Genomic DNA, 10,056 nt, shown 5'->3' on the forward strand with positions numbered 1-10,056 from the left:
TCCTCGACGCCGCCTGGCAGACCCCCCGGGGCGTCGCGCTCGGGCTGACCGGCCCTCCCGGCGTAGGAAAGTCCACGCTCGCCAACAGCCTGGTGCGGAAGCTTCGCCAATCGGGGCAGACCGTCGGCGTCGTCGCCGTCGACCCGTCTTCCGGGGTCTCGGGCGGGGCGCTTCTCGGCGACCGCGCCCGCATGGAGCTCGATCCCGACGATCCCGGCGTCTTCGTGCGCTCGATGGCGGCAGGGCGGCACCTCGGCGGCCTCGCCAGGCCGGCCTTTCCGGCGGTGGTGCTGATGCGGGCCTGCTTCGACTGGGTGCTGGTCGAGACGGTGGGGGTCGGTCAGTCCGAGACCGAGATCGCCGAATGCGCCGACCTCGTCCTTCTCTGCGTGCAGCCGGGCTCCGGCGACGCGCTCCAGTTCATGAAGGCCGGGATCATGGAGGTCCCCGACCTCGTCCTCGTCACCAAGGGCGACCTCGGCGTGCCGGCGCGGCGCGCCGCGCGCGACCTGCGCGGGGCTCTCTCGCTCGCCGTCGGGCAGGAGGCGCGCGTGGCGCTGGTCTCCGCCCACACCGGGGAGGGCCTCGACGGCGCGGTCGCGCTCGTCGCCGCCGCGCGCGATGCGATCGGCGACCTTGCCGGGCGGCGCCGGGCGCAGGTCCGCGCCTGGGCCTCGGCGCATCTCCTCGAATCGTTCGGGACCATCGGCTTCGCCGCCCTGGCTCCCCTCCGGCCCGATCTCGAGGCGCCCTTCGCCTGGCTTCGATGCCTCGAGAATCAGGTGTCCGGATTGGTTAACGAAGTACTGAAAACCGTCTGAAACCGTGCGGGTTTCGCCTTTGGGGCGACACCCGGGTTCTCACGGCGATTGGCGACAATCCGCTTACATATTGAAACGGCTGGACTATCCGCCGGCCGGGCTGGCACATCCGCCCGGTAGCAAAGCTGCGTTTGAAACAAAACTATCTGCCCGTGCGAACCGTCGCCGGGCCCGAACGACGGAAGCAAGATGAAAACGACCCTCCGCCGCCTGGCCCGCTTGGCGGCCCTGAGTCTCCTTTTGCCGGCCCCCGCCATCCTCCCGGCATCGGCCGGATCTGCCAGGATCGAGGCGACCCGTGCCCTCACTCAGGAGCAATCCGCGCTCGATTCGGCGTCCCAGCGACTCGCCGCGCTGACCGAGTCGCTCCGCCCGCGGGCGCGCGCCGACGAGATCGTCGCCACCAGTCCGGAAGCGTCATCCGCCGGGCCGCTCGATTTCCGCACCCTCGACGCCATGCCGGCCGCCTCCGGGGACGAGGCCTGGCAGTGCCTCGCGGAAGCGATCTACTTCGAGGCGCGCGGCGAGCCGCTCGAGGGTCAGGTGGCCGTCGCCGAGGTGGTCCTCAATCGCGTGTCCGACCGCCGCTTCCCGCGCACGGTCTGCGGCGTGACGAAGCAGGGGGCCGGTTCGGGCAAGGGATGCCAGTTCTCCTATGCCTGCGACGGCAATTCCGACGTGATGAAGAGCGCGCTCGCCCGCTCGCGCGCCGAGAAGCTGGCGGCGATGATGCTCGCCGGCCGCGCGCGGACCGTGACCGACGGGGCGACCTACTTCCACACCCGCTCGGTGCGTCCCTCCTGGTCGAGCCGCATGGTGCGCACGGCCAGCATCGGCCATCACCTCTTCTACCGCTCCGGCACCGAGGTCGCGGCCGCCGACTAGGCCCGGGACGCCTGGCGCGCGAACCCGTCAGTCGGCGAAGTTCTGCACCAGGTAGAAGTCGCCGCACGCCGGCCCCTTCGGATCGACGCCGAGCCCGGCTCCGAGCCGCTGGAAGTTGCGCGACAGCAGCGAGGCCCGGTGCTTGGGCGAGGCCAGCCAGCGCGCCACGACCTGTTGGGCGAGGCTCGCGTAGGTATGGGCCGGCACCGGCTCCCTGGTGTCGTCATAGGTGAAGCGGCAGCCCTCGTGCACCATCGAGATCGGCCGGCCGAGCAGCCGGTAGACCTTGTCCATCGCGATGTTCTCCGCCGCCTTGCGGAAATCGAGCGATTGCCGGTGCATCCGCTGCGAGAGGTCGGCCTGCCCGCGGACCGGCAGGAAGTGGCTGTGGGTGCGCAGCCGCGCCATGTTCCGCGCGTGATCCGCCGCCGCCCGCGCCAGCCGCGGGTCGCCCTTCAGCGGCGGGCGGCTGTGCTGCCGGCGGGCCTCGTTGGAGTAGAAGAGCACCGCCTCGGCGAAGAGCGCCTGGTCCGGGCGGTCGAGCGGAATCGGCCGGTTGAACCGCGCATCCGCCGCCTGCGCCGATGCGCCGACAAGAAAGACGATACCTGCCGCAAGCAGGCGCAAGGCTTGTCGCATCCTTCCCTCCCGGTGCTGGCCGAGCCGGGGTGAAGTCTGTGGCCTCGCCCTTTTTGGCGTCTTAACGCGCGAGTTCCCCGCCCCGACTAATCGCGGAGGATTTGACGCAGCTTTGCTGCACTTGATCCCCGGCACCGCCGGCGCTATTTCCAGCGGGCAGGGCGGGGGTGCCATGGACGAGACAGCAATCGCCTTCGAGCCGCCGCACGTGCGGGCCAGCGCCACTCATGCCGGCCCGCCGCTCGATCGCATCTCGGTCAGGGATTATGTGCGCGAGGTCGAGATCGGCGCCTTCCGCTCCGAGCGCGGCGTCGCCCAGCGGGTCCGCTTCAACGTCGTGCTCGAGGTCTCGCACCATACCGCCGCCCGGGACGACGACGTCGACAAGGTGATCTCCTACGACACGATCACCGAGGCGATCGAGGACGAGCTGGCCGCCGAGCGGATCAACCTGCTCGAGACGCTGGCCGAGCGCGTCGCCGCCCGCTGCCTCGCCGACCCGCGCGCCCTGCGCGCCTTCGTCCGCATCGAGAAGCTCGACCGCATCCCCGGCGCGCTCGGGGTCGAGATCGTCCGCGCCCGCATCGGCGACGAGGCGCGCCGCCTCCGCCCGGTCGAGCCGCCGGCGCCCCCGGCCAGCGCGCTTCGGCCGCGCATCGTCCATCTCGCCCCCGACCTCGCCGCCTCGCCGGCGTGGCGCGATGCCCTCGCCGGCTGGCGGCAGCCGTTCGTCCTCTGCCTCGCACCCGCCTGGCCGCAGCCCGCCGCCGCCACCGAGGGCCAGCGGCGGATCGGCCTTCTCGCCGTCGAGCAGGCCGCCTGGGCCTTCGCCGATGCCGACCCGCGCTTCGCGGTGGTGGCGACGCGCACCGAGCTCGACTGGGCGATGAAGACCGGACGCCGCCCGGTCTGGGCGCCGGCGCACATGGCGTCCGCCGCCGTGGACCGGGTCGTCGATGCCAGCGATCCGGTTGCGCTCGCCGCCTGGCTTGCCGAGTCGGTCGGGGCGTGCATGCTCGTCGTCGCGGGCGCTGCCCTGCCGGCCGGCGGCCGCGCGCGCGCCGATCTGACGCTTCGCCGCGCCGAACGCCCGGCGGAGCTCGCCGAATTCGGAGAGGAGGGTTGTCCATGACTGCCGCATCGCCCCCGTTCGTCAACTTCGGCTGGCGCGCCACCGACTTCCAGTTGCCCGACACGAAGGGAAAGATCTGGAACCTCGACGGGCTGAGGGGGCCGAAGGGGCTGCTCCTCATGTTCATCTGCAACCACTGCGATTATGTCCTGGCGGTGATCGGCAAGCTCGTCCGGCAGGGGCGCGAGCTGCACGACCTGGGCTTCGGCGTGGCAGCGATCTGCTCGAACGACGCCGTCGCCTATCCGGCCGACAGCTACGAGAAGATGGGGGTCTTCGCCCGCGAGCATCACCTGCCGTTCCCCTATCTCCACGACGCCACCCAGGCGGTGGCGCGGGCCTACGGCGCGGTCTGCACCCCGGACTTCTTCGGCTTCAACTCGGAGCTCAAGCTCCAGTACCGCGGCCGGCTCGACGACAGCGGGCGGAGCCCCAATCCGGCGGCGCGGTCCGAGCTCCTCGAGGCCATGCGGCAGATCGCGAACACCGGGCAGGGCCCGCGCGAGCAGCAGCCGGCGATCGGCTGCTCGATCAAGTGGAAGGCCGCGTGAGCGGAGCCGACGCCCGGGGATGAGCGCCCGCTACCGGCCGATCGTCCGGGGCGGCGCTCCGCGGCCGGATGACGCGCTGCCGCTCGCCGGCGGCGCCCTCTGGTTCTCCGAAGCCGCCGAGCATCGCCGCGGCGCGCCGCCCCGCCTCGTCCCCGCTTCCGCCCTGCCGCCGGAGGTGGCTGCGCGCCTCACGGCACCGCGCCAGCCCGTCTGCGGCCTCGCGCTCGACCGGCCGCGGCTCATGGGCGTCCTCAACGTGACCCCCGACAGCTTCTCGGACGGCGGCGCCCATCTCGGGCTGGAGGCCGCGCTCGCCCAGGCGCGCGCGCTTGCCGCCGAGGGGGCCGACATCCTCGACATCGGCGGGGAATCGACCCGGCCGGGCGCCGAGCCGGTGTCGCCCGAGGCGGAGGCCGACCGTGTCGTCCCGGTCATCGCCGCGCTGCGCGCCGAGGGCTTCGCGCTGCCGATCTCGATCGACACCCGCAACGCCGCGGTGGCGCGGGCGGCCTTCGACGCCGGGGCGGACCTCCTCAACGACGTCTCCGCACTCCGCCACGACCCGGACAGCCTCCCGCTCGCCGCGGCCTCCGGCCGGCCGGTCTGCCTGATGCACGCGCTCGGCGATCCGCGGACCATGCAGGACGCGCCGACCTACGAGGACGTTCTCCTCGACGTCTGCGACTTCCTCGAGACGCGGGTGACGGCGGCCGAGGCGGCCGGCATCCCCCGCACGCGCCTCCTCGTCGACCCGGGCATCGGCTTCGGCAAGACGGTCGCCCACAACCTCGCCCTCGTCCGCGGCCTCGCGCTCCTGCACGGGCTCGGCTGCCCGATCCTCTTCGGCGCCTCGCGCAAGCGCTTCATCGGGGCGATCGCCGAGGTGCCGGTTCCCGCCGACCGCGTGCCGGGCTCGATCGCGGTCGCGCTCGAGGCTTTGCGCCGGGGCGCGCAGGTGATACGGGTGCACGACGTAAAGGAGACCCGACAGGCGCTCCGGCTCTGGCTGGCGCTGAACGGGGACGAGGAGCAGTAGAGACATGGCAAGGAAGCTTTTCGGCACCGACGGGGTGCGCGGGCGCGCCAACGACGCGCCGATGACCGCCGAGACGGCGCTGCGCCTCGGGCAGGCGGCCGGGCGCTATTTCACCAACGGCGGGCACGCGCACCGGGTCCTGATCGGCAAGGACACCCGCCGCTCGGGCTACATGCTCGAAAACGCACTGACCGCGGGCTTCACCTCCGTGGGCATGAACGTCTTCCTGGTCGGGCCGGTGCCGACGCCGGCGGTCGGCATGCTCGCCCGCTCGATGCGGGCCGACCTCGGGGTGATGATCTCCGCCTCGCACAACCCCTACCAGGACAACGGCATCAAGTTCTTCGGCCCCGACGGCTTCAAGCTCTCCGACGCCGCCGAGGAGGAGATCGAGCACCTCCTCGAGGGCGAGCCGGCGCTGGCCGAGCCGGCGCGCATCGGGCGGGCGACCCGCATCGACGACGGGCGCGGGCGCTACATGGAGTTCGCCAAGACCACCTTTCCGCGCGGCCAGCGGCTCGACGGGCTGAAGATCGTCGTCGACTGCGCCAACGGGGCGGCCTACCGCACGGCGCCCGAGGTGCTCTGGGAGCTCGGCGCCGAGGTGGTCCCGGTCGGCGTCTCGCCGGACGGCTTCAACATCAACAGCGCCTGCGGCTCGACCCACCCGGAGGCGGCGCGCGCGGCGGTGCGGGCCCACGGGGCCAACCTCGGCATCAGCCTCGACGGCGACGCCGACCGGGTGATGATCATCGACGAGAAGGGCGTCGTCGCCGACGGCGACCAGATCATGGCGCTGGTCGCCGACCGCTGGGCGAAGGAGGGCCGGCTGGCGAAGGGCACCCTCGTCGCCACCGTCATGTCGAACCTCGGGCTCGAGCGCCACCTCGCGGCGCAGGGGCTGACGCTGCTCAGGACCGCCGTCGGCGACCGCTACGTCGTCGAGGCGATGCGCGAGGGCGGCTTCAACCTCGGCGGCGAGCAGTCCGGCCACATCGTGATGACCGACTATGTCACGACCGGGGACGGGCTGATCGCGGCGCTGCAGTTCCTCTCGGCGATGGTCGAGACGGGACGGCGCGCCAGCGAGCTCGCCCGCGTCTTCCCCGCCTTCCCGCAGGTCCTGACCAACGTCCGCTTCCGCAAGGGCGCGGCGCCGCTCGACGAGGCGAGCGTGCGGGCGGCGATCAGCGCCGGCGAGGCCAGGATGCAGGGGCGCGGGCGCCTCGTGATCCGCAAGTCGGGGACCGAGCCGCTCGTCCGCATCATGGGCGAGTGCGAGGACCCGGACCTGCTCAAGGCCGTCGTCGGCGAGATCGAGGCCGAGGTCGCCCGCTTCGCCTGACGCGGCGCGCGTCGAAAGCGGCTCCGCCCGCGGCGGGGCCGCTTCGGGAGAGGGTCAGGCGGCGCAGGCCTGCACGTCGCCCTGCCGAGACCAGTCGGCATACCAGGCGTCGAAGAGCCTGAGCTGCGCCTCGATGAACCCCCGCTGGCTGGGCGAGAGCTCGTCGGTCGCGTTGAAGTGCAACCGGTACTCGGGATGCCCCTTCAGCACCATCATGTGCTTGAAGAAGAGCACGAGGTCCGGCCCGGCATCGACCGTCGCGAGCACGTGCAGCGCATCGTCGAGCTCCTTGGCATAGCGCCGCGCCCGCGCATCGCCGCCTGCCGCCGCCCGGCAGAGCGCCGTCAGATGCAGCACCTCCCGCGGCAGCACGCAGCCGATCCCGGTGATCGCCCCCTTGGCCCCGCAGTTGACGAACCCATGGAAGACCGAGGTATCGACACCGATCATCAGCGTCACCGCGTCGTCGCGGCTGGTGATGTGCTCGGCTGCATAGGAGAGATCGGCATCGCCGCCGAACTCCTTGAAACCGATCAGGTTCGGATGCTCGGCCCGCAGCGCGAAGAAGAGGTCGGCCCGGGTGGCGAAGCCGTAGTAGGGGCTGTTGTAGATCACCGCCGGCAGGTCGGGCGCGGCGGCGAGGATCGCCTTGAAGTGATGCCGCTGCGCCGCGATCACGCTGCCGCGCGACAGGACGCGGGGGATGACCATCAGCCCCTTGGCGCCGACTTTCTGCGCGTGGGCGGCATGCGCCACCGCGCTCCGGGTGTTGACGGCACCGGTGCCGACGATGACCGGGATCCCCGCCGCGACCAGCCGCTCGACGCCTTCCATGCGCTCGGCGTCGGTGAGGAGCGGCCAGTCGCCCATCGAGCCGCAGTAGACGACCGCCGACATGCCGGCCCCGACGAGCTCCTTCGCGCTGCGCACCAGCGCGTCGAAGTCGGGGGTGCGGTCGTCCTTGCAGGGCGTCATCAGCGCCGGGATGGTGCCGGAAAAGATCTCGGATTTCATCGGGTGCCTCCTCCAGGGCTTGCAGTTGCCCGGCGCGAATCGCGCCGGCTTGCGTTTAGTATACAGTTTGTATGCAATAAGTCCACGCCAAAGCCGCGCCCGGCGCGCCTCATTTCACCACGAAGCCGTGCGCGAAGGGGTCGCGGTCGTCGATGAAGATGGTGTTGTAGCCGGTCATCCGCGCCCAGCCGGCGATCGAGGGGACGATCGCCGGCCGCCCGCCGACCTCCGCCGCCGCCTCGACCCGGCCCTTGAAGATCGAGCCGATGATCGACTCGTGCCAGAACTCGTCGCCGACCCCGAGCCTCCCCTTGGCGGCGAGCTGCGCCATCCGCGCCGAGGTGCCGGTGCCGCAGGGGCTGCGGTCGATCGCCTTGTCGCCGTAGAAGACGGCGTTGCGCGCATGCGCCCCCGCCACCCGCGGCGCCCCCGTCCACATGATGTGCGACAGCCCGCGGATCTCGGGGTGCTCGGGATGGACGAACTCGTACCTGGCGTTCAGCGCCGCGCGCAGCTTCGGCGACCAGCCGACCAGCTCGCCGGCCGTATGGTCGGCCATGTCGCGGAAATTCTTCTGCGGCTCGACGATGGCGTAGAAGTTGCCGCCATAGGCGACGTCGACCACGATCTCGCCCAGCCCCTCGACCTCGGCGCTCAGCCCCTCGGCATGCAGGTAGCCCGGCACGTTGGTCAGCCGCACCTCCTCGACGAAGCGCCCCTCCTGCACATAGCTGATGTCGACCTTGCCCGCCGGCGTCTCGATCGAGAGCCGCCCCGGCGCGCGCGGGGTGATGAGGCCGTTCTCGATCCCCATGGTGATCGTGCCGATGGTGCCGTGGCCGCACATCGGCAGGCAGCCCGAGGTCTCGATGAACAGCACCGCCACGTCGCAGTCGGCCCGCGTCGGCGGATAGAGGATCGTCCCCGACATCATGTCGTGGCCGCGCGGCTCGAACATGAGCCCGGTGCGGATCCAGTCGTACTCGCGCAGGAAGTGGGCGCGCTTCTCCAGCATGGTCGCGCCCTCGAGCCGCGGCCCGCCGCCGGCGACGAGCCGCACCGGGTTGCCGCAGGTATGCCCGTCGATGCAGGAGAAGGTGTGCGTGGTCATGGCGTCAGAACCTCTGCGGCGAGAAGGGGGTGAGGTCGATGGGCGGCGCCGCCCCGGTCACGAGGTCGGCCACCAGCCGTGCGGTGGCGGGCGACTGGGTGAGCCCGAGGTGCCCGTGGCCGAAGGCATGGACGACGCGCGGCGTGGCGCGCGAGCGGCCGATCGCCGGCAGCGTGTCGGGCAGGGACGGGCGGAAGCCCATCCACTGCACCCCGCCCCCGCTCTCCAGCCCGGGCAGGAAGGCCGCCGCCTTGCGCAGCATCGCCGCGGCCCGGCGGTAGTCGGGCGGCCGCTCGAGCCCGCCGAGCTCGACCGCCCCGCCGACGCGGATGCCGGTCGAGAGCGGCCCGACCACGAAGCCGTGCCCGCCGAAGACGAGATGGCAGCGCAGGTCGAAGGCGCCGGGCGGCAGCGTCGTGTTGTAGCCCCGCTCGGTCTCGAGCGGGATGCGCTCGCCGAGGCTGCGCGCGATCCGGTGCGAGAAGGCCCCGGCCGCCAGCACCACGTGCCCGGCGCGGCGCCCGCCGTCGATGGCGACGCCGTCCCCGGCGGCGGCGAGGCGCCGCACCTCGGCCCGCTCGATCGCGCCCCCGCCGGCCCGGAAGCGTTCGGCGAGGGCGAGCGTGTAGAGCTTCGGGTCGGCGATCGACAGCCATTCCGGCGTGAAGGTCCCCCGGACGAAGCGCGGCGCGAGGCCGGGCTGGATCTCGTCCATCTCGGCGCGCCCGAGGTGGCGGAAGGCGAGCCCGTGCGCGCCGCGCGCCTCCCAGCCGGGCAGGCCGGCGCGGAACTCCGCCTCGGACTCGTAGACCTCGAGCGCCCCGTTCCGCCGCAGCATCTGCGCGGTGCCGGTCGCGGCGAGGAAGGGCTCGAGCTCGGCCTTGGCGAGATCCATGAGCGCGGTCTGCGCCGCCGTCGAATGCGCGACCCTGGCCGGCGCGCAGGCGCGCCAGAAGCGGAGCATCCAGGGCGCGATCCGCGGCGCATAGGCGGGCGGGATGCTCAGCGGCCCGAGCGGGTCGAACAGCCACCGCGGCGCCTTGCGCATGATCCCGGGCGAGGCGAGCGGCAGGATGTCGGAAAACGCGAAGGCCCCGGCGTTGCCGGCCGAGGCGCCGGCCGCCGGCCCCTCGCGGTCGAGCACGGTGACGGCGAGCCCGCGCATCTGCAGCGCGAGCGCGGCCGAGAGGCCGATGACGCCCGCCCCGATGACGACGACGTCGGGAACCCGCTCTGCCCTGCCTGCATACGCCATATGTGCAACTAACGCCGACCGGCCCCGCCGTTCAAGAGCGCAGCGGGCGGTAGTCCGCCGCCTGCGACGAGAGGAGCTCCGGCGGATAATCCTCGAGCCGCGGCAGCTCGCCCACGAGCAGCGCCGGCCGGGTGCCGGCGGCGATGAGCGGCGCGGCGTCGGGTCCGACGAGCACCGAGCCGCCGCCGAAGGCCAGCCCGTGGTCCTCGCCGCACCAGTTGGCATAGGCGACGAACATCCGGTTCTCGTAGGCCCGCGCCGGCACCA

11 protein-coding genes are annotated in these 10,056 nt (G+C 72.4%); 6 read left to right on the forward strand and 5 right to left on the reverse strand.

Annotation, left to right across the window (positions count from 1 at the left end; translation table 11 throughout):
- Both Q0112_RS02945 and Q0112_RS02950 read left to right on the forward strand, forming a co-directional pair.
- Window positions 1-821 (forward strand): ArgK/MeaB family GTPase (locus Q0112_RS02945; RefSeq protein ID WP_297971184.1); only part of this gene is annotated, 821 nt, incomplete at its 5' end.
- A 189-nt stretch (window positions 822-1,010) separates the two neighbouring features.
- Window positions 1,011-1,706, forward strand: a complete 696-nt coding sequence (locus tag Q0112_RS02950; protein WP_297971186.1) for a cell wall hydrolase — start codon at window positions 1,011-1,013, stop codon at window positions 1,704-1,706.
- Window positions 1,707-1,733: 27 nt separating this feature from the next.
- Here Q0112_RS02950 and Q0112_RS02955 read toward each other — a convergent pair whose 3' ends face one another.
- Window positions 1,734-2,345, reverse strand: coding sequence for a CAP domain-containing protein (locus Q0112_RS02955; RefSeq protein ID WP_297971189.1), 612 nt, complete (start codon window positions 2,343-2,345; stop codon window positions 1,734-1,736).
- Between the two features lie 172 nt (window positions 2,346-2,517).
- Between Q0112_RS02955 and Q0112_RS02960 the strand changes: the two genes are divergently transcribed.
- From Q0112_RS02960 to glmM, 4 genes are read left to right on the forward strand one after another with little or no spacing between them, the layout of a single operon-like run.
- On the forward strand, window positions 2,518-3,477 hold the full coding sequence (locus Q0112_RS02960; protein ID WP_297971190.1) for a dihydroneopterin aldolase: 960 nt from the start codon (window positions 2,518-2,520) through the stop codon (window positions 3,475-3,477).
- On the forward strand, window positions 3,474-4,028 hold the full coding sequence (locus Q0112_RS02965; protein ID WP_297971192.1) for a thioredoxin family protein: 555 nt from the start codon (window positions 3,474-3,476) through the stop codon (window positions 4,026-4,028). The genes Q0112_RS02960 and Q0112_RS02965 overlap by 4 nt, the downstream gene beginning before the upstream one ends.
- A 19-nt stretch (window positions 4,029-4,047) precedes the next feature.
- Window positions 4,048-5,064, forward strand: a complete 1,017-nt coding sequence (gene folP / locus Q0112_RS02970) for a dihydropteroate synthase (protein ID WP_297971195.1) — start codon at window positions 4,048-4,050, stop codon at window positions 5,062-5,064.
- Window positions 5,065-5,068: 4 nt separating this feature from the next.
- The gene (gene glmM / locus Q0112_RS02975; RefSeq protein ID WP_297971198.1) at window positions 5,069-6,409 is read left to right on the forward strand and encodes a phosphoglucosamine mutase; all 1,341 of its coding nucleotides are present in this window, start codon (window positions 5,069-5,071) and stop codon (window positions 6,407-6,409) included.
- Between the two features lie 54 nt (window positions 6,410-6,463).
- Here glmM and Q0112_RS02980 read toward each other — a convergent pair whose 3' ends face one another.
- The 4 genes from Q0112_RS02980 to Q0112_RS02995 all read right to left on the reverse strand — a co-directional run.
- On the reverse strand, window positions 6,464-7,423 hold the full coding sequence (locus Q0112_RS02980; protein WP_297971201.1) for a dihydrodipicolinate synthase family protein: 960 nt from the start codon (window positions 7,421-7,423) through the stop codon (window positions 6,464-6,466).
- A gap of 109 nt (window positions 7,424-7,532) precedes the next feature.
- Window positions 7,533-8,534: a 4-hydroxyproline epimerase gene (locus Q0112_RS02985; RefSeq protein WP_297971204.1), complete on the reverse strand. Its 1,002-nt coding sequence runs from the start codon at window positions 8,532-8,534 to the stop codon at window positions 7,533-7,535.
- 4 nt (window positions 8,535-8,538) lie between these two features.
- Window positions 8,539-9,789, reverse strand: coding sequence for an FAD-binding oxidoreductase (locus Q0112_RS02990; RefSeq protein WP_297971206.1), 1,251 nt, complete (start codon window positions 9,787-9,789; stop codon window positions 8,539-8,541).
- Between the two features lie 31 nt (window positions 9,790-9,820).
- The coding region (locus Q0112_RS02995) for a nitrilase-related carbon-nitrogen hydrolase (protein WP_297971209.1) at window positions 9,821-10,056 on the reverse strand (236 nt) is incomplete at its 5' end.

This window comes from uncultured Amaricoccus sp. (assembly GCF_937858865.1).
In the GTDB taxonomy this organism is placed as follows: domain Bacteria; phylum Pseudomonadota; class Alphaproteobacteria; order Rhodobacterales; family Rhodobacteraceae; genus Amaricoccus.

Coding starts and splice junctions, on each gene's coding strand:
- Q0112_RS02950 (WP_297971186.1), top strand. CDS start 1,011: ATGAAAACGACCCTCCGCCGCCTGGCCCGCTTGGCGGCCCTGAGTCTC.
- Q0112_RS02955 (WP_297971189.1), bottom strand. CDS start 2,345: ATGCGACAAGCCTTGCGCCTGCTTGCGGCAGGTATCGTCTTTCTTGTC.
- Q0112_RS02960 (WP_297971190.1), top strand. CDS start 2,518: ATGGACGAGACAGCAATCGCCTTCGAGCCGCCGCACGTGCGGGCCAGC.
- Q0112_RS02965 (WP_297971192.1), top strand. CDS start 3,474: ATGACTGCCGCATCGCCCCCGTTCGTCAACTTCGGCTGGCGCGCCACC.
- folP (WP_297971195.1), top strand. CDS start 4,048: ATGAGCGCCCGCTACCGGCCGATCGTCCGGGGCGGCGCTCCGCGGCCG.
- glmM (WP_297971198.1), top strand. CDS start 5,069: ATGGCAAGGAAGCTTTTCGGCACCGACGGGGTGCGCGGGCGCGCCAAC.
- Q0112_RS02980 (WP_297971201.1), bottom strand. CDS start 7,423: ATGAAATCCGAGATCTTTTCCGGCACCATCCCGGCGCTGATGACGCCC.
- Q0112_RS02985 (WP_297971204.1), bottom strand. CDS start 8,534: ATGACCACGCACACCTTCTCCTGCATCGACGGGCATACCTGCGGCAAC.
- Q0112_RS02990 (WP_297971206.1), bottom strand. CDS start 9,789: ATGGCGTATGCAGGCAGGGCAGAGCGGGTTCCCGACGTCGTCGTCATC.